The organism is Promicromonospora sp. NPDC050249 (assembly GCF_040656015.1).
In the GTDB taxonomy this organism is placed as follows: domain Bacteria; phylum Actinomycetota; class Actinomycetes; order Actinomycetales; family Cellulomonadaceae; genus Promicromonospora.
Genome location: NZ_JBFAKY010000008.1, coordinates 69,765 through 95,760 on the forward strand (window position 1 = coordinate 69,765; position 25,996 = coordinate 95,760).

Annotated in this window: 22 protein-coding genes; 6 read left to right on the plus strand and 16 right to left on the minus strand. The window is 72.6% G+C overall.

Going from position 1 to position 25,996, the window contains the following annotated elements; all coding sequences use genetic code 11:
- Nucleotides 1-25 precede the first annotated feature (25 nt).
- From AB0I32_RS08475 to dacB, 15 genes are all read right to left on the minus strand, one after another.
- The gene (locus tag AB0I32_RS08475; protein WP_357504792.1) at nucleotides 26-1,699 is read right to left on the minus strand and encodes an L-aspartate oxidase; all 1,674 of its coding nucleotides are present in this window, start codon (nucleotides 1,697-1,699) and stop codon (nucleotides 26-28) included.
- Complete coding sequence (gene panD, locus AB0I32_RS08480) at nucleotides 1,696-2,202, minus strand: aspartate 1-decarboxylase (protein ID WP_357504794.1); 507 nt, start codon at nucleotides 2,200-2,202, stop codon at nucleotides 1,696-1,698. Before panD ends, AB0I32_RS08475 begins: the two co-directional genes overlap by 4 nt.
- 4 nt (nucleotides 2,203-2,206) lie before the next feature.
- Nucleotides 2,207-3,064 (minus strand): pantoate--beta-alanine ligase, encoded by an 858-nt coding sequence (gene panC, locus AB0I32_RS08485; RefSeq protein ID WP_357505069.1) that lies wholly within the window; start codon nucleotides 3,062-3,064, stop codon nucleotides 2,207-2,209.
- A gap of 137 nt (nucleotides 3,065-3,201) precedes the next feature.
- The gene (locus tag AB0I32_RS08490) at nucleotides 3,202-4,176 is read right to left on the minus strand and encodes a DUF2520 domain-containing protein (RefSeq protein WP_357504796.1); all 975 of its coding nucleotides are present in this window, start codon (nucleotides 4,174-4,176) and stop codon (nucleotides 3,202-3,204) included.
- Nucleotides 4,177-4,190: 14 nt separating this feature from the next.
- Nucleotides 4,191-5,768, minus strand: coding sequence for a PH domain-containing protein (locus tag AB0I32_RS08495; protein ID WP_357504799.1), 1,578 nt, complete (start codon nucleotides 5,766-5,768; stop codon nucleotides 4,191-4,193).
- On the minus strand, nucleotides 5,765-6,256 hold the full coding sequence (locus AB0I32_RS08500) for a PH domain-containing protein (protein ID WP_357504801.1): 492 nt from the start codon (nucleotides 6,254-6,256) through the stop codon (nucleotides 5,765-5,767). The genes AB0I32_RS08495 and AB0I32_RS08500 overlap by 4 nt, the downstream gene beginning before the upstream one ends.
- A 35-nt stretch (nucleotides 6,257-6,291) precedes the next feature.
- Nucleotides 6,292-6,777, minus strand: coding sequence for a DUF3180 domain-containing protein (locus AB0I32_RS08505; RefSeq protein WP_357504803.1), 486 nt, complete (start codon nucleotides 6,775-6,777; stop codon nucleotides 6,292-6,294).
- Between the two features lies 1 nt (nucleotide 6,778).
- Nucleotides 6,779-9,535 carry a 2-amino-4-hydroxy-6-hydroxymethyldihydropteridine diphosphokinase gene (folK, locus tag AB0I32_RS08510; RefSeq protein WP_357504805.1) on the minus strand — a complete coding sequence of 919 codons (2,757 nt, stop codon included), beginning with the start codon at nucleotides 9,533-9,535 and terminating at the stop codon, nucleotides 6,779-6,781.
- A complete protein-coding gene (gene folP / locus AB0I32_RS08515; RefSeq protein ID WP_357505071.1) occupies nucleotides 9,532-10,491 on the minus strand; it encodes a dihydropteroate synthase in 960 nt (319 codons plus the stop codon). Before folP ends, folK begins: the two co-directional genes overlap by 4 nt.
- Before the next feature lie 83 nt (nucleotides 10,492-10,574).
- Nucleotides 10,575-11,183: a GTP cyclohydrolase I FolE gene (folE, locus tag AB0I32_RS08520; RefSeq protein WP_357504807.1), complete on the minus strand. Its 609-nt coding sequence runs from the start codon at nucleotides 11,181-11,183 to the stop codon at nucleotides 10,575-10,577.
- A gap of 30 nt (nucleotides 11,184-11,213) precedes the next feature.
- Nucleotides 11,214-13,244, minus strand: coding sequence for an ATP-dependent zinc metalloprotease FtsH (gene ftsH, locus AB0I32_RS08525; RefSeq protein WP_357504809.1), 2,031 nt, complete (start codon nucleotides 13,242-13,244; stop codon nucleotides 11,214-11,216).
- 184 nt (nucleotides 13,245-13,428) lie between these two features.
- Entirely contained in the window at nucleotides 13,429-13,983 is a 555-nt protein-coding gene (hpt, locus tag AB0I32_RS08530; protein ID WP_357504812.1) for a hypoxanthine phosphoribosyltransferase, read from the minus strand.
- Nucleotides 13,984-13,986: 3 nt separating this feature from the next.
- Complete coding sequence (gene tilS / locus AB0I32_RS08535; protein WP_357504814.1) at nucleotides 13,987-15,180, minus strand: tRNA lysidine(34) synthetase TilS; 1,194 nt, start codon at nucleotides 15,178-15,180, stop codon at nucleotides 13,987-13,989.
- 52 nt (nucleotides 15,181-15,232) lie between these two features.
- Nucleotides 15,233-16,309: a zinc-dependent metalloprotease gene (locus tag AB0I32_RS08540; RefSeq protein ID WP_357504816.1), complete on the minus strand. Its 1,077-nt coding sequence runs from the start codon at nucleotides 16,307-16,309 to the stop codon at nucleotides 15,233-15,235.
- 33 nt (nucleotides 16,310-16,342) lie between these two features.
- Nucleotides 16,343-17,794 (minus strand): D-alanyl-D-alanine carboxypeptidase/D-alanyl-D-alanine-endopeptidase, encoded by a 1,452-nt coding sequence (gene dacB, locus AB0I32_RS08545; protein WP_357504818.1) that lies wholly within the window; start codon nucleotides 17,792-17,794, stop codon nucleotides 16,343-16,345.
- Between the two features lie 257 nt (nucleotides 17,795-18,051).
- On the opposite strand from dacB, the gene AB0I32_RS08550 reads away from it, so the two are divergent.
- Nucleotides 18,052-18,552, plus strand: coding sequence for an inorganic diphosphatase (locus AB0I32_RS08550; RefSeq protein ID WP_108493354.1), 501 nt, complete (start codon nucleotides 18,052-18,054; stop codon nucleotides 18,550-18,552).
- An 81-nt stretch (nucleotides 18,553-18,633) separates the two neighbouring features.
- Here the strand turns inward: AB0I32_RS08550 and AB0I32_RS08555 are convergent, their stop codons facing one another.
- Nucleotides 18,634-20,016, minus strand: coding sequence for a C40 family peptidase (locus AB0I32_RS08555; protein WP_357504820.1), 1,383 nt, complete (start codon nucleotides 20,014-20,016; stop codon nucleotides 18,634-18,636).
- 386 nt (nucleotides 20,017-20,402) lie between these two features.
- On the opposite strand from AB0I32_RS08555, the gene AB0I32_RS08560 reads away from it, so the two are divergent.
- The 5 genes from AB0I32_RS08560 (at nucleotide 20,403) to AB0I32_RS08580 (ending at nucleotide 25,876) form a co-directional block, all read left to right on the plus strand.
- Nucleotides 20,403-21,740 carry a bifunctional o-acetylhomoserine/o-acetylserine sulfhydrylase gene (locus tag AB0I32_RS08560; RefSeq protein ID WP_357504822.1) on the plus strand — a complete coding sequence of 446 codons (1,338 nt, stop codon included), beginning with the start codon at nucleotides 20,403-20,405 and terminating at the stop codon, nucleotides 21,738-21,740.
- Between the two features lie 73 nt (nucleotides 21,741-21,813).
- Nucleotides 21,814-23,127: a homoserine O-acetyltransferase gene (locus tag AB0I32_RS08565; RefSeq protein ID WP_357504824.1), complete on the plus strand. Its 1,314-nt coding sequence runs from the start codon at nucleotides 21,814-21,816 to the stop codon at nucleotides 23,125-23,127.
- 40 nt (nucleotides 23,128-23,167) lie between these two features.
- Entirely contained in the window at nucleotides 23,168-23,593 is a 426-nt protein-coding gene (locus AB0I32_RS08570) for a VOC family protein (protein WP_357504825.1), read from the plus strand.
- Nucleotides 23,594-23,683: 90 nt separating this feature from the next.
- Complete coding sequence (locus AB0I32_RS08575) at nucleotides 23,684-24,907, plus strand: YncE family protein (protein ID WP_357504827.1); 1,224 nt, start codon at nucleotides 23,684-23,686, stop codon at nucleotides 24,905-24,907.
- Nucleotides 24,908-24,916: 9 nt separating this feature from the next.
- Nucleotides 24,917-25,876: a zinc-binding dehydrogenase gene (locus AB0I32_RS08580; RefSeq protein WP_357504829.1), complete on the plus strand. Its 960-nt coding sequence runs from the start codon at nucleotides 24,917-24,919 to the stop codon at nucleotides 25,874-25,876.
- The last annotated feature ends 120 nt before the right edge of the window (nucleotides 25,877-25,996 follow it).

The following is a 25,996-nucleotide window of genomic DNA, read 5'->3' on the forward strand; positions in this document are numbered from 1 at the left end:
CTGCCGCGTTCGGACTCGGCCGGTGTCACTCCGCCTGGAGGAGCCCGGCGTCGTCCAGCCAGATCCGGACCCGGCGCCTCCACTCCTCGTCCGGCTTCGGGAAGTCCGTGCGGTAGTGGCCGCCACGGGTCTCCTCGCGCAGCGCGGCGGCCCTGGTCAGGGCGCGGGCCACCTGGTAGACGTTGGTGGTCTCCCACTCGGCGGCCTGGGGTTCGGCCACCACCTCGGCCGCCAGGTGCGCATCGGCGCGGACGGCGGCGAGCCGCTCGTCGACCTCGGCGAGCGAGCGAGCGGACCGGATCACGCCGGACCCGGCGGACGTCACCTTCTGGATGCGTGACCGGGCGGCGGCCGCGACCAGCCCCGACCCGCCGGGACGCTCGGCGGGCTCGCCGGGCTTGAGCTCGCCGGCGTCGAACCGGGCAGCGACGTCGCGCGCCGCGCGGGAGGCGAACACCAAGCCCTCCAGCAGCGAGTTCGACGCGAGCCGGTTCGCCCCGTGCACGCCCGTGCACGCCACCTCGCCGACGGCGTACAGCCCGTCCACCGAGGACCGCCCGTCGAGGTCGGTCACGACGCCGCCCGAGTGGTAGTGCTGGGCGGGCGCCACGGGCACCGGCTCCTCCGACCAGTCGATGCCGGCCTCCAGCAGCCGCGCGTTGATGGTCGGGAACCGCGTCCGCAGGAACTCGCGGCCCAGGTGGCGGGCGTCGAGCAGCACGTTGTCGGCCCCGGTCGCGGCCATCTGCCGCACGATCGCGTGCGCGACGACGTCCCGCGGCGCCAGCTCCGCCATCTCGTGCACCGCGGGCATGAACCGGTGCCCGTCGACGTCGAGCAGGAGGGCACCCTCGCCGCGCACGGCCTCCGAGATGAGGGGCACCTGGCCCTTCGCGCCGGTGCCCAGCCACAGGACCGTCGGGTGGAACTGGACGAACTCCAGGTCGCCCAGCACCGCGCCGGCCCGGAGCGCTGCGGCGATGCCGTCGCCCGTCGCGCCGGCCGGGTTGGTGGAGGAGCGGAACACCTGCCCGATCCCGCCGGTGGCCAGCACGACGGCGGGGGCCAGCACCGCGCCGACACCGTCCCGCGAGCCCTCGCCCCGCACGTGCAGCGTCACGCCGCAGGCCCGGCCGTCCAGGGTCGTCAGCACGTCCAGCACCAGGGCGTTCTCCACGATCTCGATGCCCGGGTCGTGCCGGACCGCCTCGATCTGTGCCACGAGCGCCCGGGAGATCTCCGCGCCCGTGGCGTCGCCGCCGGCGTGCGCGATCCGGTCGGCGTGGTGACCGCCCTCGCGGGTGAGCGCGATGTCGCCGTCGGCCGCCTTGTCGAAGACCGCGCCGCGGGCCACGAGCTCACGCACGCGCTCCGGGCCCTCGGTGACCAGCACCTGCACGGCGTCCGGGTCGGACAGCCCGCCGCCCGCGGCGAGCGTGTCCGCGAGGTGCGCCTCCGGCGAGTCCGACGGGTCGAGCGCGGCGGCGATCCCGCCCTGCGCCCACACCGTCGACCCCGACAGGAGCCTGCCCTTCGTCACGAGCAGCACCCGCGGTACGTGCGTGCGCAGCTCGAGCGCGGCCGTCAGCCCGGCGATGCCGGAGCCGACGACTATCGCGTCGGCCTCCGCGGTCCAGCCGGGTGCCGGCGCGGCGAGGGAGCGGAAGAGGCGTGGTCCAGGTCCTGAGGTGCCGCTCACGCGCGGCCCGACGCCGTGCGCACCAGGCCGGCCTGCTGGAACGGCTCGATCGCGATGCCGCTCTCCTGCAGGCCGTACCCGTCGGGCACGTGTCCGGGCTCGTCGCTCAGCTCGACGATGCGGTTCTGGTCGTCGACGAACACGACGTTCGGCAGGAACGTCCGCGCGTCGTGGTCCGAGAGCATGCCGTAGGCGATCAGGATGACGATGTCGCCGGGCCTGACCAGGTGCGCGGCGGCGCCGTTGATGCAGATCTGGCCCGACCCGGGCTCGCCGGGGATCACGTAGGTGGTCAGCCGGGCGCCGTTGGTCACGTCGACGACGTCGACCTGCTGGCCGGGGATCAGGTCGGCGGCGTCGAGCAGGTCGGCGTCGACGGTGATGGACCCGACGTAGTGCAGGTCCGCCTGCGTCACGGTGGCGCGGTGGATCTTCGCGATCATCATCGGCCGCTGCAACGATGCGGGGCGGCCGACGGGCGGGCGGTGCTCGGTGGAGCTCATGGCGTTACCTCTGGTCTGGCGAGACCTCGACGGCCTGGTTGTCGATCAGGCGGGTGGTACCCACCCGTGCGGCCACGAGCAGCAGCGCGTGGCCGGAGAAGTCGTCGGTCACCGCGTGGGCGGTCACCGGATCGACGAGCGCGAGGTAGTCGATCACGACGCCGTCGGCCTCGTCCAGCACTTGGCGGGCGGCGTTGATCACACCCGCCGCTCCACCGCCTGCGGCCGCCGTGCCCGCACGCAGCGCGCGCGACAGCGCCAGGGCCTGCTCGCGCTCGCCGGCGGACAGGTACGCGTTGCGCGAGGACATCGCGAGGCCGTCGCCCTCTCGCACCGTCGGCACGCCCACCACCTCTACCGACACCTCCAGGTCGCGCACCATACGGCGCACCGCCAGGAGCTGCTGGGCGTCCTTCTCGCCGAACAGCGCGACGTCGGGCCGCACCAGGTGCATCAGCTTGAGCACCACCGTCAGCACCCCGTCCAGGTGGCCGGGGCGGTGCTCGCCCTCCAGCACGTCGCCGATGCGCCCGGCGGAGACCCGCACCACGGGGTCGCCGTCCGGGTAGACGACGTCGGGCGTCGGCGCGAAGACGATGTCTGCCCCGACCCCGGCGAGCTTGGCGACGTCGCCGTCCAGGTCACGCGGGTAGGTCTCCAGGTCCTCGCCCGCGCCGAACTGCAGCGGGTTCACGAAGATGGTGACGATCACCTGACCGTTCGGGCCGGCCTCCGCGCGCGCCCGGCGCACGAGCTCCAGGTGCCCGTCGTGCAGCGCGCCCATGGTCATGACCACCGCTCGCCTGCCGGGTTCGGCGTCGAGCCCGGACGGCTCCGGCGGACCCGCGATCGCCCAGCGCATCTGCGCGTCGCGCAGCTCGGAGCGGGTGCGGACCACGAGCGGCGTGCGCCGCGTGGACTCCGTGCCGGCCTGGGTGCCGGCCTGGGTGCCGGTCTGGGTGCCGGTCTGGGTACCGGTCGGGTTGATGGCCTCGGTGCTCACTGCGTGTTCCTTTCTGCGCGCGACTCTCCCGTCGCACTGTCCAGCGCGTCCAGCAGGTTCTGTGCGGTGGAGTCGTTGATGCGGTGGCTCGCCAGTGCGCGGCGGGTGGCCCCGCGGGCGAGCTCTGTGTAGCTGTCCGGCACGTCGGTGGCGCCGCTGGCGGCAGCGAGGGCGCTGAGCTCGGTCAGGTGGCGGCGCACGGTGCCGACGTCGCCCCGCGAGACCGGCCCGGTGAGGGCGGCGATGGCCCCAGGCCCCATGCCGTCGCGCGCGTCGGCCGACCGCGTGGCCGACTCGAGCGCCGCCGTGAGCAGCGGCGCCAGCACCCTGCCGGGTGCCTCGATCCCCGCGGCCTCCAGCGCCTGTGCGGCCTGCGCGACGAGCACCACCAGGTGGTTCGCGCCGTGCGAGAGGCCCGCGTGGTACAGCCCGCGGAGCTGCTCGTCGACGATCACGGGCTCGCCGCCGATCTCGACCACCAGCGCCTGCCCGATCGGCAGCACCGGCGCCGGGCCGGTCACGGCGAACGTGCAGCCCTCCAGGCGGGCCAGGTCGAGCGACGTGCCCGAGAACGTCATGGCGGGATGCACGGCGAGCGGGATCGCGCCGCCCAGGCGAGCGGGCTCCAGGACGGCGGTCCCGTAGCGGCCCGACGTGTGGATCGCGAGCTGGCCGGGCTGCCAGGCCCCGGTCTCGGCGAGGCCGGCGACCAGGGGGCCCAGGGCGTCGTCGGGCACCGCGAGGAGCACGAGCTCGGCGCGCTCGACGACGTCGGGCACCTCGAGGTTGGGGACGCCCGGCAGGAGCATCTCGATGCGCTCCCGGGAGTCCTCGGAGATCCCGCTCGCGCCGACGACGGCGTGGCCCGCGGCGCGCAGCGCGCTGCCGAGCACCGCACCGACGCGTCCGGCGCCGACCACGCCGACGCCGAGCCTGCCGGGCCGCCGGCCCGGATCTGCGGATTCACTCACGGGACATCACCGGGTCACTCACCCTGTCTCTCCATCCATCGTTCCGGACCGGCCGCAGCGCGTGCCGTGCGGGCCCGCATGGCCTGCTCCGCCATGAGCCGCGCGGCGTCGTCGGCATCGAGGTGCGGCACCTCCGGCTGCACCGGACCCTGCGTGGAGTGCACCTGGAACGACGCGACGCCCAGCCTGCGCTGCCACGGGCCCTGGCTCAGGCCCAGCGACTGCGTCCGCTCGTGCGGCACCACGTCAAGGATCTTCACCATGCGGCCCCGGCGCATCAGGAGGGCGCGACCGGTCACGGCGAACCCGTTGCGACGCCATGCCACCGGATCCAGTATGCGGGTCCGCCGGGAGGCCGTGACGTACGAGCTCTCGGTCCGGGAGTCGCCGTCCAGCCCCGCGTCGAGGATCCGGCGCGGCTCGTCGACGCCCAGGTCGGGCAGGACAAGGGACAGCACCGTCAGCGCCTCCTCACGGGTGCCGACCGGCAGGAGCACGCTGTTCTTCTCCTCGCTCTCGCCGCCGTAGCCCGCGACGTTCACCTGCACCCGCCACCAGTCGCGCCCACGCCACAGCACGCTCTGCACCAGGCGCACCGCCTGCACGCGGCCGGGCGGGATGGTCTGGGAGCGGGTCTCGAGCATCCCGTGCCGCAGCCGGACGCCGTCGGGCGAGATGGCCACGCGAAAGTCGAACTCGCCGGTGAGGCGGCCGAACAGGTACCCGCCGGCGCCCAGGACCGCGGGCAGCGACGCGGACATGACGGCGAACTCGCCGGTGGCGATCATGACCACCAGCACCGCCAGTGCCCACAGCACCAGCGTGATCATGGCCCCTGACCGCACGACCGAGGCGATCAGCCGGCCGAGGGGCACGCTGAGCACGGGCACCTGGGGCGCCTCGAGGCTCACCTGCGCCGCCGGTCCGTACGACGACGCCTCCGGCCCTGCTGCGGGCACTGCGGCATCCTGGGTCGCGTCCAGCGGGCCGACGTCGCGGGCCTCGCCCTGCGGCGCGGTCCCGGCCACCTTGAGACCTGCCGCACGAGCGAGGAGTTCGGCGCGGAGCTCGTCGGCGTCGGAACCCTTCAGGAAGCCGATCGCGATGCCGGAGTCGGTGCCGCCCGCTGTCTCCAGGGTGAGCTCGCACAGGCCGAAGAAGCGCGCCACGAGCGGCTGCCGGATGTCCACCGACTGGAGCCGGTCCAGGCGGGCATGCCGCTGCTGGCGGAACAGGATGCCGCGCCGCAGGTGCACGGTGTCCTCGCCGATGGCGTAGGTGGTCATGCGCCAGGCCAGCACCGAGTAGCCCCACCCCACCAGCGCGATCGCGGCGAGCGCGACGAAGAGGGTCCACCAGTACTCGCTGGAGATGAGGGCGATGAGGCCGCCGCGCGGCCCGCCGTCCAGGCTCTGCTGGCCGAGGATCACGACGGCCGCACCGACCACCGCCCAGCCCCGGACCAGTGGCGTGACCGGATGCACGCGCCGCCAGTCCAGGTCCTCGGCCTCGGGCTGGCCGGGGCCGTCCTGCCGGCCGGCGGCTCCGCCGCGCTGGTCGATCTTGTCGAGGCCGCCCTCGGGCGTGCTCACAGCCCCGCCAGACGTGCCTCACCACGGGACGCAAGACGGTCGCGCAGGCGCGCCGCCTCGTCCGGCGGCAGACCAGGGATCTGGGCGTCCGTACCGACGGACGCGGTGTGGAGCTGGACCTTCGCCAGGCCCAGCTTGCGGTCCAGCGGGCCCGCCTCGACGTCCACGTACTGCATCCGGCCGTACGGCACCACGACCATCGACCTGAACATGACCCCCTTGCGGATCAGGAGATCGTTGTCGCGCTCGGCGTAGCCGATGGCCCTGACCTGCCGCGGGACCAGGATGATCGACCACACCAGGAACAGGGCAGGGAAGCCTGCGAGGAGCCAGAACCAGGGACTGACCGTCACGGCGAGCACTACGCCGACGATCACGGGTATGCCGAGGGTGATGGTTGCCGGCACCAACATGGCCGTCACGAGACGCGGGGACACGCGGCTCCAGGTCACGTCGTGCGGTTCGAAGGGGCTGGTCATGATGGCCATTGTTCCGCAGAGGGCAAGCCCTCGACACCGATACCTCAGGCCGGGGCCGGAGACTCGCCCTCGTCGGAGCTGGCGCGGTCCTTGTCGGACGGCGGCAGCTCGCAGAACTTCTCCACGACCAGACCCACCGCGGCAAGCCCCACCGAGCACAGCACCGCGATACCGGCGGCCACGGCACGGTCGCGCCGGGGCTCGATGGCGAGGTCTCCCAGCACCACCAGGACCTGCGCGAAGTACCAGCCGCCGAGCAGCGCACCCGTCAGCGCGGCGGCCTTGGCCAGGACGAGCGTCCGGGCGGCTCGGAGGCCGTCGAGCGACGGCCGCTTGCCCTTCTGGTAGGACCGCACGGTCCAGCCCGACCAGAAGACGGCTCCGGCCAGCGCGAGGATCGCCACGTCGACCAGCCACGGCACGACCGGCAGGTACACGCTGCGCGCCTCGAGGGCGCGCAGCACGAGCCAGCCGACGATCGCGACGGCAACGAGAACTGCGATCAGGGACCCGATCGGCGTTCTGCGCATGTCAGGCGTCGCGCCCCCGCTCGTCCCTCACCGGAACCCACGAGGGGACCGAGTCGATCGGGCCGTCCGCTGCCGCGGCCCGCTGTTCGGCGACGAACCCCGGCACCCGGATCACCGTGTGGTCGTTGTCGTAGGCGTCCTGCTGACCGTTCGGCTGCCCGTTCGGCTGGCCGTTGGCGTGCCCGTTCGGCACCTGGTCGGACCCGCCGTTCGGCGGCGCGCCGACCGGGGCGAAGAGCGGGTTGGCCGGCTCCTGCGGCGCGCCGTTCAAGGGCGGGAACACCCCGCTCTGCTGGCGCGACGGGTTCACCGGTGCGAACACCGGCTTGGCCTGCGACGACGGCAGCAGCTCGTGCGCCGGGGCGTCGTGGGCGGTGTCCCGCACCGCCCGGGGCGCTATGGGTGCCTGCGGCGCGGGGACCAGCGCCTCCTCCGGCGGCGGGACCACCGAACCGCCCGCCGGCATCCCGGGCGGCGGCGCGCCGAACGGGCCGGCGGACGCCGCCTGCGGGATCGGCACCGAGCCGCCCGAACCAGGCACCGGTCCGCTGGAGTAGCTCTGCGGATGCGACCCGGCCGGGTACGCGTCCTGCTGCGGGACGGCGGGCTGCGGCTGACGATCGAGCTCGACCTGACCGCTGTGGTGCCCCTGCGGGTGCCCACCGCCCGGGACCTCGACCACGGGGCCTGCGGACAGGACGGGAGGCCGGCCGCTCGGCGGGACCGAGGGCGGCAGGGCCGGCGGCATCTCGGCGGGGTGGGAGTCCTGGCCGGTGTTGCCACCGTCGTCGGACGCCGCCGGATGGTTCGAGGCGGTGGTTCCGCCACCCTGCTCCGGCTCCGGGTCGGTCAGCCAGTCGAGCGCGAGCCAGCGGATGCCGGCCCGGTCGGGCGCCGTGGCCGCGAGCTGGGCAACGGGGCCGCCACCCAGGCCGGGCAGCACCGCGTCGGGCGCGATCTGCGACCACGGCTCGAGGACGAACGCCCGCTCGTGCGCGCGGGGGTGGGGCACCTCGAGGTCCTCGGCGGCGTCCGTCAGGTTGCCGTAGGTGATCACGTCGACGTCCAGCGTGCGAGGACCCCAGCGCTCCTCACGGGTACGGCCGTGCGCGTTCTCGACGTCCTGGCAGAGGTGCAGCAGCCCGCGCGCCGAGAGCGTCGTACGGGCCAGCAGCACCGCGTTGAGGTAGTCGGGCTGCTCCTCGGGTCCGCCGACGGCGGCCGTGCGGGCCAGGGGCGACACGTCGGTGATCTGCAGGCCGGGCATCCGGTCCAGCTCGGCGACCGCTGACCGCATGGTCGCCTGCGGGTCACCCAGGTTGGCGCCGATCGCGATGACCACGTCCACGTACCCGGCGGGCACCTCGTCGAACCGGTCGCGCGGCTCCGCCTGGTACTGCTCGGACGCGTACTGCTCCGGCTGCGCGACGGCGGAGTCGGGGACCGCCGCCGACACGCGGGTGGTCTCCGTCCCGCCCTGGTCGTACTGCTGCTGCTCGAACAGCTGGTCGTACTGGTTCTGCTGCGGTTCGAGACGCTGCGGCTGCTCGGGCTGCGGCGTCGGCTGCTCGTAGCCCTGCGGCTCGTAGCCGGCCTGCTCGAACGACTGCGGCTGCTCGAAGGACTGAGCCTGCTCGAACGGCTGCGGCTGGGCCGGCTCCGGCTGCTGCGGGAACTGGTCGTACTGCTGCTGCTCGAAGCCGATCGGCTGGTCGCGCCTCTGGTCGAGGCCCTGGACCGACTCGTACTGCTGGACCGGCTCGAAGGCCTGCTCCGGCAGGAACTGCTCGTCCGGCCGGAACGTCGGCTCCTGGCCGAGCTGGTCCCGCTGCTCGGCCTGCGCCGGGGCATCGGACTGCAGTTCCCACGCGGCCGGAATCACCTGGAGCGGCTCGGGTGCGATGAGCTCAGGGACCGGGAGCGGTTCCGGGGCCTCACCGACCGGTGCGGCGGGCGCTATCGAGGCCGGGACCCGCGACACGAGCGGCTCCGGCTCGAACGCCTCCGCCCGGAGCGGCGCCGCCTCGGCGGGCTCGGGCCGGTAGGGCTCGTACGGCTCTCGCTCGAACGGCGCGGGCTCGTCGTGCGCCGGGCGGATGACGGGCTCGAGGTCCTGCGGCTCGGGCTCGCCGACGTACGGCGCACTGTCCGAGTCGCTGCGTGCTGAGTCGCTGCGTGCCTGCTCCGCCGCGTCGTTCCACGAGTCGGTGGGTGAGCTCGCCGGGAACATGTCCCGCGGCTCGGCCTCGTAGCCGAGGGGGTCGGCGGACGCGGCGGCCGATGCGGTACCCGTCAGGAGAGAGGCGTCGGCGGAGCCGACCGAGGTAGCGGGCGCGGCAACGACGGGCATCCGCACGCGGTCACGCCGGATCGCCACCTCGACGTCGGCGAACGGCACCGGGATGGGAGCCTGCGGCTTGTGCACACGAACGTCCACCGCCTCGACCTGCGGCCGGGCCAGCACCGCGGCCGCGATGCGCTCGGCAACCGTCTCGACGAGGTCTACGGGCTCACCCGCCAGGATGTCGTGGACGTCCTGCGCCACGTCCGCATAGCTCACCGTCTGCGCGAGGTCGTCGCCGGCGGCAGCCGGGCGGGTGTCGAGGTAGAGCACGACGTCGGCCCGGAACTCCTGGCCGGTCTGTCGTTCCGACGGCAGCACACCGTGGTACCCCCGCGCGCTCACGCCTGTCAGCTGGACCTGGTCCAGCGACCGGCCGTCCGGGCCTGTGACGCCCGTTCCGAACGCTGTGGTCACCGTGGTCTCCTCCCATCGTCTTCGTGTGCACCGGAATCCTGCCAGGCCGGTATGCCCGGTTCCCCGCCCGTCCATGATTCTGTGGTCAAGGCCACGGTGGAAGTCAATGCTTCCGGTACGGATCGGGCAGAGGTACCCGGTGACCCTACCCGGGGCCCGTCGATCGCGGCCGTCCAAGCGGCCGCGACCTTGACGGCATCGACGCTCGCCCGGACGGTGTGCACCCGGACGCACCAGGCGCCGGCGGCGGCCGACAGGGCGGAGATCGCGGCGGTCGCGTCGTCCCGCGCACGCGGAGGCGCCATGTGCCCGGCCGAGTCCGCGAGCAAGTGGCCGAGGAACCGTTTGCGGGACGCCCCCACGAGCACCGGACGGCCCAGCTGGTACAGGGCGTCGAGGTGCGCCAGCAGCGGCCAGTTCAGCACCCCCGCCTTGGCGAAGCCGAGCCCCGGGTCGAGGATCAGCTGCTCGGACCGTACGCCGTCGTCGTGCAGGGCGGCCATGCGGGCGGCGAGCTCGTCCCGGACGTCGGCGACGACGTCGTCGTACTCCTGCCGGTCGTCCATGACGTCGGCGTGCCCTCGCCAGTGCATCGCCACGTACGCGGCGCCGGTCTCGGCGACCGCGCGGCCCATCTCCGGGTCGGCGAGACCTCCGGAGACGTCGTTCACCATGCGGGCTCCCGCCGCCACCGCCCGTTCGGCGACGGCCGCCCGCGTGGTGTCGACGCTCACGACCGCTCCGCGGGCGGCCAGTTGTTCGATCACGGGGAGCACGCGGGCCAGCTCCTGCTCCTGCGGGACCCGCACGGCGCCCGGCCGCGTGGACTCCCCGCCCACGTCCAGGATGTCCGCACCCTCGCCGAGCAGCTCCAGCCCGTGCGCGACGGCGGCCGACGGCTCGAACCACTCCCCACCGTCCGAGAACGAGTCCGGGGTGACATTCACAACACCCATCACCAGGGTCCGGCCCACGCCGGAGAGCTCCGGCAGGCCGAACACCTGGGCATCCCGGATCGGGTGGCGCACGGTGGGAACCGTCACTTCCCGAGGATGAGGCTCATCGCCTCGGCTCGGGTCGCGCCGTCACGCATGACTCCGCGCACCGCGGAGGTGATGGTTCGCGAGCCGGGCTTGCGCACGCCGCGCATGGACATGCACAGGTGCTCGCACTGGACCACCACGAGCACACCCCGCGGCTCGAGGATCTCGACCAGGGAGTCCGCGATCTGCGTGGTCATCCGCTCCTGCACCTGGGGACGGCGCGCGAAGACCTCGACCAGCCGGGCCAGCTTGCTCAGGCCCGTGATGCGACCGTCCACGTTGGGGATGTACCCGACGTGCGCCACGCCGTGGAACGGCACGAGGTGGTGCTCGCAGGTCGAGTACACCTCGATGTCCTTGACCAGCACCATCTCCTCGTGCCCGAGGTCGAAGGTGGTGGTCAGGACGTCCTCCGGCTCCTGCCGCAGGCCGGCGAAGATCTCCTTGTACGCCCGCGCGACGCGGGCCGGCGTCTCCCGCAGGCCCTCGCGCTCGGGGTCCTCGCCGACGGCGAGGAGCAGCTCCCGCACGGCCGCCTCGGCCCGTGCGGCGTCGTACGGCGGGACGTCCGCCGCGCGCCGCACGGGCGTAACCACAGGGGTCATCGACCTGTCGGTCATGGTGGTGCTCCGGTCTTAGTTCGGCGGATCCATGGGCGCCGGCGGCGCCGGGTCCAGCACCGCCTCGTCCTGCGGGACGACGGAGTGCCCGTTCTGGGCCGCCAGCTCCTTGGGCGTCAGCACGGGACCGCGCGTGTGCACCGAACGCTGCTCGCTGGACAGCCAGACGTCGCGTGCGGGGCGCTTCTCGACGGCGCGGAAGACCTCCGCGAGCTCCTTCTGGTTCAGCGTCTCCTTCTCGAGCAGACCCAGCACCAGCTCGTCGAGCACGTCGCGGTACTGGCTCAGTACCTCCCACGCCTCGTCGTGCGCAGCGTCGACGAGCTTGCGGACCTCGTCGTCGATGGTGCTCGCGACCGACTCCGAGTAGTCCCGCTCGTGCCCGTAGTCGCGGCCCAGGAACGGCTCGCCGGCGCTCGTGCCGAGCTTGATGGCGCCGACCCGCTCGCTCATGCCGTACTCGGTGACCATCTTGCGGGCGATGGCCGAGGCCTTCTCGATGTCGTTCGAGGCACCGGTGGTGGGGTCGTGGAAGACGATCTCCTCCGCGACTCGGCCACCCATCGCGTACGCGAGCTGGTCGAGCAGCTCGTTGCGGGTGGTCGAGTACTTGTCCTCGAGCGGCATGACCATGGTGTAGCCCAGCGCGCGACCGCGCGGCAGGATCGTCACCTTGGTCACGGGGTCCGTGTACCGCATCGCCGCGGCGACCAGGGCGTGCCCGCCCTCGTGGTACGCCGTGATCTTCTGCTCCTTGACGTTCATGACGCGCGTGCGCTTCTGCGGGCCGGCCACCACGCGGTCGATGGCCTCGTCCAGGGCACGGTCGTCGATGAGCTGGGCACCGCTGCGGGCGGTGAGCAGCGCGGCCTCGTTGAGCACGTTCGCCAGGTCCGCACCCGTGAAGCCGGGCGTGCGGCGGGCGACGGCCTCGAGGTCGACCTCCGGGACCATCGGCTTGCCCTGCGCGTGCACGTTGAGGATCGCCTCGCGGCCCTTGAGGTCCGGGGCCTCCACGGCGACCTGACGGTCGAAGCGGCCCGGGCGCAGCAGGGCGGGGTCGAGGATGTCCGGACGGTTGGTCGCGGCGATCAGGATGACGTTCGTCTTGACGTCGAAGCCGTCCATCTCGACGAGCATCTGGTTCAGCGTCTGCTCGCGCTCGTCGTGCCCGCCGCCCATGCCCGCACCGCGGTGCCGGCCTACCGCGTCGATCTCGTCGACGAAGATGATCGCCGGCGAGTTCTGCTTGGCCTGCTCGAACAGGTCGCGCACACGGCTCGCGCCCACGCCGACGAACATCTCGACGAAGTCCGAGCCGGAGATCGAGTAGAAGGGCACGCCGGCCTCACCGGCGACGGCGCGCGCGATCAGCGTCTTACCCGTACCGGGCGGGCCGTACAGCAGCACACCCTTCGGGATCTTGGCGCCCACGGCCTGGAACTTGGCCGGCTCGGCGAGGAACTCCTTGATCTCCTGGAGCTCCTCGACGGCCTCGTCGGCGCCCGCGACGTCGGCGAAGGTCACCTGCGGGGTGTCCTTGCTGGCCAGCTTGGCCTTGGACTTGCCGAAGCCCATCACCCGGTTGCCGCCGCCCTGGGCCCGCGAGAGCAGGAACCAGAACACGACGCCGATCAGGAGGAACGGGATCAGCACCGACAGCATGGAGGACCAGAAGCTGGGCTGCGGCACCTCCGAGTCGAAGCCGTCGGCCGGGTCCGACTTCACGATGGCGTCCTCTACCCGGTCGCCCTGGGGCAGCGTGTAGAAGAACTCGACGGTCTTGCCGTGGTCGACCTTCTCGGCGTCCGCGCCCTCACCCTCTGTCGACGAGTACGCCTTGGAGAGCTTGAGCTCGACCCGCTGCTCGCCGTCGACCATGAGGGCGTGCTCGACCGTGCTGCCGTTCAGCAGGTCGATGCCCTGTGACGTCTCGATTCGCGAGACATTGGGCTGGTTCAGTGCCGAGATCGCCAGTGTCACCACGACCAGTGCGACCAGGATCCAGATGACAGGCCCGCTCAGAAGCTTCTTGATGTTCTTCATCGGCGACGGGGACCGAGCCCCGTTTCCCTCCGCTCGCGCAGTATGTTTCCGTCGAAACTACATGGTCTCCCTGACAGGAGCCCCGAGTGTTCGCCCAGAGCATGTGATGCCTGGGCCACACCTCGCCCAGACGTGACGAACCGCCCGGGATGGGCATCCGCGGAGTCGAGCGGCGCTGAGTGGATCAGCCTCCGTAGACGTGCGGTGCCAGGGTGGCAACGAACGGCAGGTTGCGATAGTTCTCCGCGTAGTCGAGGCCGTAGCCGACGACGAACTCGTTCGGGATGTCGTAGCCCAGGTACTTCACGTCGACGTCGGCCTGTGCGGCGTCCGGCTTGCGCAGCATGGCGGCGATCTCGACGGACTCCGGACCCCGCGAGCGCAGGTTCGACACGAGCCAGGACAGGGTCAGGCCCGAGTCGATGATGTCCTCGACGATGATCACGTTGCGGCCCGTCAGGTCCGCGTCGAGGTCCTTGAGGATGCGGACGACGCCGGAGGACTTGGTGCCGGAGCCGTACGACGACACCGCCATCCAGTCCATCTGGACCTTGTGGTGCAGGCGGCGCGACAGGTCCGCCATCACCATCACCGCGCCCTTGAGCACGCCGACGAGGAGCAGGTCCTTGCCCGCGTAGTCCGCGTCGATCTGGGCTGCCAGCTCGTCGAGCTTCTTGGTGAGCTGCTCCTCGGAGAGCAGGACCTCTGCGAGGTCGGGTCCGACGTCGGACTGGTCCACGAGTTACTCCTGAGTTGTGCTGGAGGGCCGGGCGCCGGTCCCACCGTCCGAGATACCGGTCGGCGCGGCGCGCAGGAAAAGACTGCCACACGCGCGACGGGCCCGTGCGCCGCCCGGGAGGTGGACGGAGCCTTGACCGCTCCATGACACGACGAGTGCGTCGAGTGCGTCGACGTGCCGCGCGGTGGTGTCGGTCGGCTGGCAGCCGACCGCGAGGGCGGCGAGCCGGAGGGCCCGGCGCCGGAGCGCCGAGTGGGCCAGCGCCAGGCCGTCGGCGTCGAGGACGAGCTCGGCGTCGTCCTCCCCCACCGCCGGCCCGCCGGGGGCGCCCACGCCCTGTGCCGCCTGGGCTGCCGGGTCCGTGCGGACCCCGTCGAGGAGCTCCGCGGCGAGGGTGTCCAGCAGGTCCGCGTCGTCGCGCAGCTGGTCCGCGCTGCGCCCGAGGGCCTCGACGACCCCGGGGCCGAGGGTGTCCTCGAGGACCGGCAGCACGCGCCAGCGGACCCGCGAGCGCAGCGGCGTGAACGGCAGGCCAGACCGGTCCGTTGCCGCGCGCTGAACCCGGGTTGGCGAGGTGCGGTCGTCGGGTGGCAGCAGGTTGGTGGGATCGGTCCAGAACTCCAGGCCCGACGCCGCGCACACCGCCTCGGTCTGTGCGCGCCGGAGCCCGAGGAACGGCCGGTGAAAGATCCCCCGCTCGTGCGGCATCCCGGCGAGCGACCGGGCACCGGCGCCTCGGGCGAGCCCGAGCAGGACCTGTTCCGCCTGGTCGTCGAGGGTGTGTCCCAGCAGCACGCGGGCCGCTCCGGTCTCGGCGGCGTACGCCTCCAGCGCGGCGTACCGGGCGTCCCGGGCGGCTGCCTCGGGCCCGCCCCCGCCGCTCGACCAGTCGGCGCCCCGGACCACGACGGGGTCGAGACCCAGGGCGCGGCACTGCTCGGCCGCCCGCGCCGCCACCTGCGCGGACCCGGCCTGGAGCCCGTGGTCGACCACGACGGCCCCTGCCCGCACGGCGTACCCGCGGGACCGCACGGAGCGCCCGACCCGCCGGGCCTCGGACGCCAGTGACGCAGCGAGCGCGAGGCTGTCGGCGCCACCGGAGCAGGCGACGAGCACGAGGTCGTCCGGCCCGAGCGGCGCCAGCACCGCCCGGACCGCGTTGCGCGCCGCGGCGACGGCGGGATCGACGCGGGCCACGCTCAGCGGCCCCCGGCGTCCGGAGGCACGAGCCGCGCGCCGTCCGCCGTCGTCATCCGTGCACCCGGCGCACCCACGCGCGCGCGTCGGCGATCTCCCGGGCGGTGGGCAGGTTCTCCGGGGCGGCCCACACCGCGTTGAGCCCGTCGCGTCCCACCGACCGCTCGACGGCGCGCACGAACGCCGCGCCGTCGCGGTACTGGGCAAGCTTGGCGTCCATGCCCAGCAGCTTCTGCACCACCACGTCGAAGGTGTTGCGCCCCTCGCCGTCGCGCCGCCGCTCGAACCGCGCGCGGATGCGGCGCACCGACGGCACGACCCGCGGCCCGACGGCGTCCATCATCACGTCCGCATGCCCCTCCAGGAGGGCCATGACCGCGGTGATGTCGGCCAGCTCGTCCTTCTGCTCGTGCGTGAGCATGCCGTCGATGATGGTGGCGTTCTCGCCGCGCAGCGTGGCGAGAACGTTCCGGCCGACAGCGACGATCTTCTTGTCGAACCGGGCCTTGGCCAGCTCTGCCGAGGTCCGCGCCATGCCGGTGATCAGGTGCTGCGTGCGCCCGCTGAGATGCCCGGCGAGCCACGGCGCCGCGGCGAACTGCAGGGCGTGGGTCTGCTCGTGCAGGCAGACCCACAGGCGGAAGTCGCGCACAGGGACGCGCAGCGCCGCCTCCGCCTGCAGCACGTTGGGGGCCACCAGAAGGAGCCGGCCCGGTGCGGAGTACGGGTCGAACTGGCCCAGCACCCGCCCGCTGAGGAGCGCGAGGACCGCACCGATCTCCGCGGCGCCGGCCAGCTGCGCGCCGGGCGAGGTGGCGCCCTTGGAGATCTCGGCGACGACCGGCCCGATCCCCTCGGTCATGGCGGCCATGGACTGCGTGTTGGCAAGCGCCCAGGTCGCGCGGTCCACGACGACCACGGGGCTCAGCGTCGACCCGCCGCCGTGCGGCACCATGCGCGTGGTCTCCAGCACGTGCCCGACGGCGTCTCCCGCCGCGGCGCGCAGACCGCCCACCAGGGAGTCGAGCTCGTCCCGTGGCGCACGCGGCCCGGGCGCGGCGAGCCGCCCGGCGATCTGTGCTGCGGCCGGCCAGTCGACGACCTGCGGGGCGGTGGATGCCTGGGTCACCGGACCACGGTAACGGTCCCGGCGGACGGGGCGTCAGCCCTGGACCGAGTACGCGGCGAGGTCACCGACGAAGCTGTCGTAGATCCACGTGGCGCCGACCGTCTCGTTCGCGGGGATCGAGTCGGCGAGGACCGTGAAGACGAGCAGCCGGTCGTCGGCGGTGACCACGGTGCCGGAGAGCGCCCGCACCTTGGGCAGGCTGCCGGTCTTGGCACGCGCCACGCCGCGGGCCGAGTTGGTGCCGGTGAACCGGCCGTGGCTGCTGTCGAGCGTGCCCGTCAGGCCGGCGATCGGCATGCCTACCGCCTCGCTGCGCAGCGTCGGGTGCGCGGGGTCGACCATCACCCCGAGCAGGTCCACGAGCTGCTGCGGGCTCAGGTACGAACCGTCGGCGAGCCCTGAGCAGTCACGCAGACGAGCGCCGGTCATGTCGACACCGAGCTCCTTCGCACGCGCGATCACCGCCTGCGTTGCGCCGTCGTTCGAGCCGGGCAGGCCCGCGTCCACGGCGACCAGGCGCCCGAGCACCTCGGTGATCGTGTTGTCCGAGTACTGCATGGCGAACCCGACGACCTCCGCCAGCGGTGCGGAGCTGACCTGGCCGAGCACACGGGCGTCGTCCGGGGCGCTCGCGTCGATCACGGCGCCTGCGGTCTTGAGGCCCTCTTTCTCCAGCGCCGCGGAGAAGGCCTCCGCCGCGTACTTACCGGGGTCGGACGCGCGGGGCCCGTTGTCGCCGTACCCGTCGGACAGCAGCCCGACGTTGATACCGACCGACGAGACGGGCGCCACGTAACCGGCCGCGATGTCCGGGCTCGCCACCGTCGGGGCGATGTCGTCACCCGTGAAGAGCGTGTCGTCGAGCGCGACCCGGACCTCGGTGGTGCCGTCGACCTTGACCTTGGCGGCGACCTGCTGCGCGAGGTCGGCGAGACCCGCGCGCCCGTTCACCACGTCCGGATCGCCCTTGCCCGCCGAGAGCATCATGTCGCCGGCGCCGACCAGGACCACCGTGTTGTCGTCGACGAGGACCGCCTTGGTGTCGAGCGTGGAGCTCGCGATGCCTGACGAGAGGGCAGCGACGCCCGTGAGGAGCTTCTGGGTGGACGCGGGGGTCATGAGCGTGTCCGGGCTCGACGAGCCGAGCACGTCGCCCGACAGACCGTCGGCCACCACCACGCCGACCCTGGACCCGAGCCGCTTGTCCTTGGCCAGGCCCGTCACGAGGCGCTGCATCTCGACGCTGTCCGGGACGGGTGCGTCCTCGGGAAGGTTCTCCAGGAGCGCCGCGGGAGCCGGCCCCTCGACGGCACCGGGCGCGGACGGGAAGGGGCTCGGCTCAGGCCACGGCTCGGCCATGGTGAGCATGCCGGGAACGACGTCGTAGGCGTCGGCGACCAGGTACCCACCGAACAGTGCGACGACCGCGGCGACGGCAGCGCCGGAGCGCAACCCCCACTCCATGGGCATCCTCTCGATCGTCATGTAAAAGCCATAGCCAACTCTAGTAGCGGCAAACCATGTGGCGGGTACGGCAACGGCGATTCATGGGAAATTTCACCCGCTCGCCAGGCCGGGTCGCGCGCGCTGTGCGCACGCTGCGAATTATGCCGAACCCGGAGAGTGGTGCTGACCACAGGTAACGGTCGCGACACGGGACACATGGCACACTGGACAGGCGCAAGGCCGCCGCCGCGGTAAGACACTTCGGCGACCACTTTCGAGAACTGGAGCACATCGGCGTGGAGTTCGACGTCACGATCGAGATCCCCAAGGGTCAGCGGAACAAGTACGAGGTGGATCACGAGACCGGACGCATCCGCCTCGACCGCATGCTCTTCACCTCGACGCGCTACCCGGACGACTACGGCTTCATCGAGGGCACCCTCGGCGAAGACGGCGACCCCCTGGACGCGCTGGTGCTCCTGGAGGAGCCCACGTTCCCCGGCTGCCTGATCAAGTGCCGCGCACTCGGCATGTTCCGCATGCGCGACGAGGCGGGCGGTGACGACAAGGTGCTCTGCGTGCCGACGGGCGACCAGCGCGCGGCGTGGCGCCAGGACATCGACGACGTCTCGGACTTCCACCGCCTGGAGATCCAGCACTTCTTCGAGGTCTACAAGGACCTCGAGCCGGGCAAGTCCGTCGAGGGTGCCCACTGGGTGGGCCGCTCCGACGCCGAGGCCGAGATCGTTCGCTCGATCCAGCGCGCCAAGGACACGGGCTACTACGACAAGCACTGAGCGTCCGGCCGCGAGGTAGAGCGCCTGTCCGAGTCTCCCGGCTTCACCGGGGAGAATCGGACAGGCGCTCTGCTTCGCGGCCTAGGGGCGGCCCGCGTAGGGCATCGCGTTCGCCAGGCGGAGCGGGTTCTCCGACAGCGGGTGTCCGGGCAGCGTCGCCTCGATCATCATGCCGCCGCCCGTGTACATCGCCACGTGGTAGATCGACGCCGGGTCGCTCGGGTCCGAGCCGTAGAAGACGAGGTCGCCCGGCCGGAGCGAGCCGTAGTCCACCTTGCCGACGGCGAGGTACTGCGACCTCGACGTGCGGGTGATGTTCACGCCCTGGCTCGCCCACGACATCATCGTCAGCCCCGAGCAGTCGTACGCGGAAGGCCCAGCGGCGCCGAGCAGGTACGGGGCGCCGAGCCTGCTCCGCGCCCACGTCACGGCGCCGAGGCCAAGGGCCTCCGCACCCGCCGTCACGCCCTCGGTTGGCGACCCGGCAGGCGCAGGCAGCGGGGCGGGCGCAGGCCGCGGAGCCGGCGCGGGAGCCGGCTCGACCTCCGGACCAGCTCCGCCGCCGTCCGCCGACCCGCCGCCGGGCCGCTCCGTGCGCACCCTGGCGACGGCCGCCTCTGCCCTGGCCTCCTGCCGCCGTTCGAGCTCCGCCCTCGCCGCGGCCTCACGGGCGGCCTCCGCCGCAGCGGCCCGTGCCGCCTCCCGCTCGTTCTCGATCTCGACGCTGGTCTGCCGCAGCTGCGCGAGACGCTCGACCAGCGCCCGGCGCTCGACCTCGGCCGCCCGGGTGCGCGCCGTGAGGTCGGCCGCGGCGGCCTGGGCTGCGTCGAACGCCGTCTGCGCCTGCTCGGCAGCCGCGTCGCGCTGCTTCTTCGCCGCGCTCCACCGGGCGTCGGCGGACTCCGACGTGGCGCGCGCCTGCTGGTACTCGGCCATGGCCCCGCCGAGCTTGCGCTGGACCGCCCGCTCCACGGCGCTGCGACCCACCAGGTCCGGAACCGAGTCGGCCTGGAAGGCGATGTCCAGCGAGCCCAGGTCGGCGTCCCGCGCCGACGCCCGGTACACCTCCGCCAGGCCTGACCGCGCCGCCACCTCACCCCTGTGCGCCTTCTTGGCCGCAGCGCGGGCGGCGGCCACCTCCTGCTCGGCCTGCTCGGCGGCCTGCTGGGCCTCCGCGTAGTCGGCAGCCGCCACCTGGACGCGGACCTGGGCCGCCTCGAGCTCCGTACGAAGCGTGCCGAGCGCGGCCTCGGCCTGATGGACGTCCAGCGTGCCCGCCGCCACCGCGTCACGAGCCGCCTGGGCCTCCGCGGCGGACGGCGGGTCGGCGGGCGGGTTCGCCTCTGCGGCGGGCCCCCACGGGATGACCAGACCGAGCGCGAGCACCGCGGCCCCCAGCGCACGGAGCGCCAGCACCCCGCCATGGCCGTGCCTCGCCTCGCCCAGACCTCGGATCCGCCCCATGATCACCCTCCTGATCAGCGCTGTTCCGGCGTGTCGCCTTGCGCAGACCCCGAGAATCACTCCCGTGTCACGCTCCAATGTGGCTCACGGCGCAGATTCGCGCTACCGGAGGGCACGCAGCCCGTCTCATTTTCGAATCTCACCATCTAAGACACGACTATCGGCGCGGTCCGTCGCCGTCTACGGTCACCACATGACTCGTCGAATGTGTTGTTGCTGAACCAGCGCACGTTCGCCTGCCCTCGGCCTCTTCCGGCCGATTCCCGCGTGCGCGCCTCCCTCGCCGCGGACCACCTCTTGATGCGCAGGCCCCACGGGGCACGCCGCGGCACCTCTCGGTCAGATCCGCCAGATGTTCGCCACCAGCACGAGGAAGCAGGAGAGCCATGACTCAGCCCCAGTGGTCGTTCGAGACCCGCCAGATCCACGCCGGCCAGGAGCCGGACCCCACGACGGGCGCCCGCGCCCTGCCGATCTACCAGACGACGTCGTTCGTGTTCCCCGACGCCGGGGTAGCCGCCGACCGGTTCGCGCTCAAGGACCTCGGCCCCATCTACACGCGCATCGGCAACCCGACGCAGCAGGTGGTGGAGGACCGGCTCGCGAGCCTCGAGGGCGGCGTCGGCGCCCTCCTCGTCGCCTCCGGCCAGGCCGCGGAGTCGCTCGCGATCCTCAACCTCGCCGAGGCGGGCGACCACATCGTCGCCTCCGCCAGCCTCTACGGCGGTACGTACAACCTGCTCCACCACACGCTGCCGAAGTTCGGCATCGAGACCACGTTCGTGGACGACCCGCACGACCTCGACGCGTGGCGCGCCGCCGTCCGCCCGAACACCAAGGCGTTCTTCGGCGAGACCATCCCGAACCCGCGTGCCGACGTGCTCGACATCGAGGGCGTCGCCGCGGCGGCGCACGAGGCGGGCGTCCCGCTGATCGTCGACAACACCGTCGCGACCCCGTACCTGATCCGCCCGTTCGAGCACGGCGCCGACATCGTGGTGCACTCGGCGACCAAGTACCTGGGCGGCCACGGCAGCGCGATCGGCGGCGTGATCATCGACGGCGGCCGGTTCGACTTCGCCGCCGACCCGGAGCGCTTCCCCGGTTTCAACACGCCGGACCCGAGCTACAACGGCCTGGTCTTCGCGCGCGACCTCGGCGTCGGCTCCGCGCTCGGGGCGAACCTCGCGTTCGTCCTCAAGGCCCGGGTCCAGCTCCTGCGCGACCTCGGTGCGGCGATCTCGCCGTTCAACGCGTTCCTCCTGGCCCAGGGCATCGAGACGCTGTCGCTGCGGATCGAGCGGCACGTCGCCAACGCGCAGCACGTCGCGCAGTGGCTGGAGGCCCGGGACGACGTCCGCGCGGTCCACTACGCGGGCCTGCCGAGCTCGCCGTGGCACGCGAACGCCCAGAAGTACGCGCCCAAGGGTGCCGGGGCGGTGCTCGCCTTCGAGCTCGACGGCGGCGCCGAGGCCGGTCAGGCGTTCGTGTCCGCCCTGGAGCTGCACTCCAACGTGGCGAACATCGGCGACGTCCGGTCGCTCGTGATCCATCCCGCCTCCACCACCCACTCGCAGCTCACGCCCCAGGAGCAGGCGCTGTCGGGGGTCACCCCCGGCCTCGTCAGGCTGGCCGTCGGCCTGGAGAACGTGGAGGACGTCCTTGCCGACCTCGAGCTGGGCTTCACCGCGGCCAAGAGCCAGCTCGGCCAGGAGACGAAGTAGCAGCGATGTGACGACGCCGTCCGCGCCGGGGCCAACGACCCCGAGCTCAGTACCCAGAGCCGCAGGAGAGAACATGGCCATCACCACCCCGAAGGCCGCGCACGACGTCCCGGACCAACAGGTCCGCTCGGCGCTCGTGCCCTTCCCGGCGCCGGACGGCGCACTCGTCCCCGCGCAGGACGGCGCAGCGCTCGGCAGGGACGGCGGCGTTCCGCCGAGCCCTGCCGAGCCCGTCCAGGACTCGCGTTCCCGCAGCAAGGCCCCCGTGCCGGCGAGCGGTGCGTGGCGCGACGGCGACGACCCCGGGCACCGGCTGTTCGCCGACGTCGGCGCGTTCGACCTGGAGGCCGGCGGGCGGCTGCCCGCCGTCCGCGTGGCGTACGAGACCTGGGGCACCCTGAACGCGGAGGGCTCCAACGCCGTCCTGGTGCTGCACGCCCTCACCGGCGACTCGCACGTCACGGGCGAGGCAGGGCCGGGGCACGTGACCGACGGCTGGTGGGGCGACATGGTGGGCCCAGGGAAGCCCATCGACACCGACCGGTACTTCGTGGTGGCGCCCAACGCGCTCGGTGGCTGTCAGGGCACCACCGGCCCGTCGTCCCTCGCGCACGACGGGCGCCCATGGGGCGGGCGGTTCCCGTACATCACCACGCGCGACCAGGTCGCCGTCGAGATCGCCCTGACCCGTGAGCTCGGGATCCGGTCCTGGGACCTCGTGGTCGGCGCGTCCATGGGCGGCCTGCGAGTGCTGGAGTGGGCGCTGCTCGGACCCGAGGCGGGCATCGAGGTGCGGAACGTCGGCGCCATCGCGACGACCGCCCAGACCGGCGGTGACCAGATCGCGTGGTCCCACCCGCAGCTCGCCGCGATCCGGATGGATCCCCGGTTCCGCGACGGCGACTACTACTCCGCCGCCGACGACGACGGACCGCACGCCGGCCTCGGTATCGCGCGCCAGATCGCGCACACGACCTACCGGACGGGCTACGAGCTGGACCGGCGGTTCGGCCGGCTGCCGCAGGGCGGGGAGGACCCGTTCGCGGGCGGCCGGTTCGCCGTGCAGTCGTACCTGGAACACCAGGGCGACAAGCTCGCGCGCCGGTTCGACGCCAACTCCTACGTGGTGCTCACCGAGTCGATGCTGTCGCACGACCTGGGCCGCGACCGTGGCGGCGTCGAGGCGGCGCTCAGCCAGATCACCGCCCGGACCCTGGTGGTGGCCGTGGACAGCGACCGCCTGTTCCCGCCCGCGCAGTCCGCACGGCTCGCCCGGTGGATCCCGAACGCGGAGCCGCTGCGGATCGTCACGAGCGACGTCGGCCATGACGGGTTCCTGGTCGAGGCCGACCAGATCGGCCCGATGGTCAGTGAGTTCCTCGGGTAACCATCGAGCGGGCCGCCCGTCCCAGGCTTAGCGTGGCCGTATGGCAAAGCTCAACCCGTACCTCAGCTTCCGGTCCGAGGCGAAGGCTGCCCTGGACTTCTACCAGTCCGTGCTCGGCGGCGAGCTCGACGTCAGCACCTTCGGTGGGACCCCGATGGAGGGGATGCCCACTCCCGACGAGGACAAGGACCTCGTCATGCACGGGCAGCTCGACACCCCGGGCGGCCTCACGATCATGGCGTCGGACACGCCGTCGTTCATGGAGTACGTGGCGCCCTCAGCTGGCGTCACCGTCGCCCTGACCGGCGGTCCCGAGGACCACGACTACATCAAGACCGCCTACGAGAAGCTGTCCGACGGCGCCACCCCGGGTGAGCCGTTCGAGCTGGCACCGTGGGGCGACTACTACGGACAGCTCACCGACAAGTTCGGCATCTCCTGGATGTTCGACGTCGCCGCCAGCTGATCCGCCGGGCGACCTTCTTTACTGAACCCATCTCCAGTAACCTTCGTCGAGCTGATCACCGTGGATCAGCTCGACGAAGAGGAGCGTTCAGTGAGATCTCGCCGTGCTCTCTCCATCCTGGCCTCGCTCGGTCTCATGACGTCCGGCGCGGCCGCCGCTGCCCCCGCGCAGGCCGACGCCGCACCCCAAGAGGTCCTGTTCGTCGCCAACAACTGGGACGGCACCGCGTCCGTGCTGTCCTCGGGCGCCGACCTCGCGCCGGTCGGCGAGATCAACGTGATCCCTGACCGCGAGCAGCGGATGCGCGAGATCTACCGCGACCCGATCCGGCTCGCGGCCTTCCTGGTCATCCGCCAGACCGTCGGCGAGGGCCACGACCAGTTCGCCGACGACATGTACACCACGCCCGACGGCTCGTCGCTGGTGGTGTCCCGGCCGAGCTTCGCCGACGTCGTCTCCATCAGCCTCGCCACCGGCGAGGTCGAGTGGCGGTTCCAGGTCGCCGGCGTACGGGCCGACCACATGGCGGTGTCGCCCGACGGCACACAGGTCGCCGTGTCGGCGTCGACCGGCAACCGCGTGCACGTGCTGGACATCGAGACCGGCGCGGAGGCCGGGTCGTTCCCCACCGGCGACAAGCCGCACGAGAACGTCTACACGTCCGACGGCCTGCTCTGGAACATGTCGATCGGCGAGGTCAACAACAGCTTCGACGACCCGGCGCTCGACTTCCTCAAGGGCGACCGGGTGATCACGGTCGCCGACGCCGAGACGTTCGAGGTGGTGCGCGAGATCGACATGCGCGACCGGCTCGACGACGCAGGCCTGGGCCACCTCTCCGACGCCGTACGCCCCGCCACCTTCAGCCCGGACGAGTCGAAGCTGTACTTCCAGGTGTCGTTCTTCGGCGGGTTCCTGGAGTACGACGTGGCGACCGACCGGATCACGCGGACCAAGACACTGCCCGCCGTGTTCGACGGGCCACGCACCGAGATGGTCAACGACTCGCGGCACCACGGCCTGACCATGCAGCCATCGGGCGAGCACCTGTGCGTGGCCGGGACCATGGACGACTACGCGGTGGTCGTGGACCGGGAGACCCTCGAGACGGGGCCGCTGGTCGACGTCGACAAGCCGTACTGGTCGACGGTGACCGGTGACGGCGGGGCGTGCGTCGTGTCCGAGTCCGGATCCGACCAGGTGACGTCCATCGACTTCGAGACAGGGCAGAAGGTCGCGTCGGTGCCGGTGGGCGACCACCCGCAGCGCGTGCGGCTGGGCACCGTCCCGGCCGGCTGGTCGGGCGTCGGCTAGGGTCGCCGCATGCTTGCCGCCTACGTGACCAGCTTCTCGCCCGACAGCCCGATCGACGGCCTGGAGGTGGGTGACCGCCCCGAACCGGAGGCCGCTGAGCACTGGACCACCGTGGAGGTCCGGGCCGCGAGCCTGAACCACCACGACCTGTGGTCGCTGCGCGGTGTGGGCCTGCGGGAACAGCAGCTGCCGATGATCCTCGGCACCGACGCCGCCGGCGTGACGCCGGACGGCACCGAGGTGCTCGTGCACGGCGTCATCGGCGCCGACGGACACGGCGTCGGGCCGAAGGAATCTCGGTCGCTCCTCTCCGAGCGCTACCCCGGGACCCTCGCCGAGCGCGTCTCGGTGCCGACCGCGAACCTCGTGCCCAAGCCCGCCGAGCTGTCGTTCGAGGAGGCCGCGTGCCTGCCGACGGCGTGGCTCACGGCGTACAACATGCTCTTCACGGCGGGCGGGCTCAAGCCGGGTGCCAGCGTGCTCGTGCAGGGCGCCGGCGGCGGCCTCGCGACCGCTGCGATCACCCTCGGGGCCGCGGCCGGCCTGGAGGTCTGGGTGACGTCACGCTCCGCGGAGAAGCGCGAGCGGGCCGTCGGGCTGGGCGCGGCGGGTGCGGTGGAGCCGGGCGCCCGCCTGCCCGCGCGCGTCGACGCCGTGCTGGAGTCGGTGGGTCAGGCGACATGGGCCCACTCGATCCGCTCGGTACGTCCCGGCGGCTCGGTGCTGGTCTGCGGGGCGACGTCCGGCGACGCTCCCCCGGCCGAGCTGACCCGCGTCTTCTTCCAGGAGATCCGGGTACAGGGCGTCACCATGGGCTCGCGCGACGACCTGGGCGCGCTCGCCCGGTTCTGCGCCCGCACCGGTGTGCGCCCCGTGATCGACGCCGAGGTGCCGCTCGCCCAGGTCGCCGACGGGCTGGCCCGGCTGCACGAGGGCAACCAGTTCGGCAAGGTGGTCGTGCGGCCCTGAGCCGCACCGCCGTCCACGTCAGGCGCCCGGGTCACCTCGGTGACCCGGGCGCCTTTGCTTACAGCTCTGTCAGCGAGTTGTGGCGAAACCCTTGACCTCGGGTCGCCGCGTCCGCGACAG

Excerpts from the sequence above, each read along its gene's own strand:
- panD (WP_357504794.1), bottom strand. The coding sequence starts at position 2,202 with ATGAGCTCCACCGAGCACCGCCCGCCCGTCGGCCGCCCCGCATCGTTG.
- panC (WP_357505069.1), bottom strand. The coding sequence starts at position 3,064 with ATGCGCTGGGCGATCGCGGGTCCGCCGGAGCCGTCCGGGCTCGACGCC.
- AB0I32_RS08500 (WP_357504801.1), bottom strand. The coding sequence starts at position 6,256 with ATGGCCATCATGACCAGCCCCTTCGAACCGCACGACGTGACCTGGAGC.
- AB0I32_RS08505 (WP_357504803.1), bottom strand. The coding sequence starts at position 6,777 with ATGCGCAGAACGCCGATCGGGTCCCTGATCGCAGTTCTCGTTGCCGTC.
- folP (WP_357505071.1), bottom strand. The coding sequence starts at position 10,491 with ATGGGTGTTGTGAATGTCACCCCGGACTCGTTCTCGGACGGTGGGGAG.
- folE (WP_357504807.1), bottom strand. The coding sequence starts at position 11,183 with ATGACCCCTGTGGTTACGCCCGTGCGGCGCGCGGCGGACGTCCCGCCG.
- ftsH (WP_357504809.1), bottom strand. The coding sequence starts at position 13,244 with ATGAAGAACATCAAGAAGCTTCTGAGCGGGCCTGTCATCTGGATCCTG.
- dacB (WP_357504818.1), bottom strand. The coding sequence starts at position 17,794 with ATGACGATCGAGAGGATGCCCATGGAGTGGGGGTTGCGCTCCGGCGCT.
- AB0I32_RS08555 (WP_357504820.1), bottom strand. The coding sequence starts at position 20,016 with ATGGGGCGGATCCGAGGTCTGGGCGAGGCGAGGCACGGCCATGGCGGG.
- AB0I32_RS08560 (WP_357504822.1), top strand. The coding sequence starts at position 20,403 with ATGACTCAGCCCCAGTGGTCGTTCGAGACCCGCCAGATCCACGCCGGC.
- AB0I32_RS08565 (WP_357504824.1), top strand. The coding sequence starts at position 21,814 with ATGGCCATCACCACCCCGAAGGCCGCGCACGACGTCCCGGACCAACAG.
- AB0I32_RS08570 (WP_357504825.1), top strand. The coding sequence starts at position 23,168 with ATGGCAAAGCTCAACCCGTACCTCAGCTTCCGGTCCGAGGCGAAGGCT.
- AB0I32_RS08580 (WP_357504829.1), top strand. The coding sequence starts at position 24,917 with ATGCTTGCCGCCTACGTGACCAGCTTCTCGCCCGACAGCCCGATCGAC.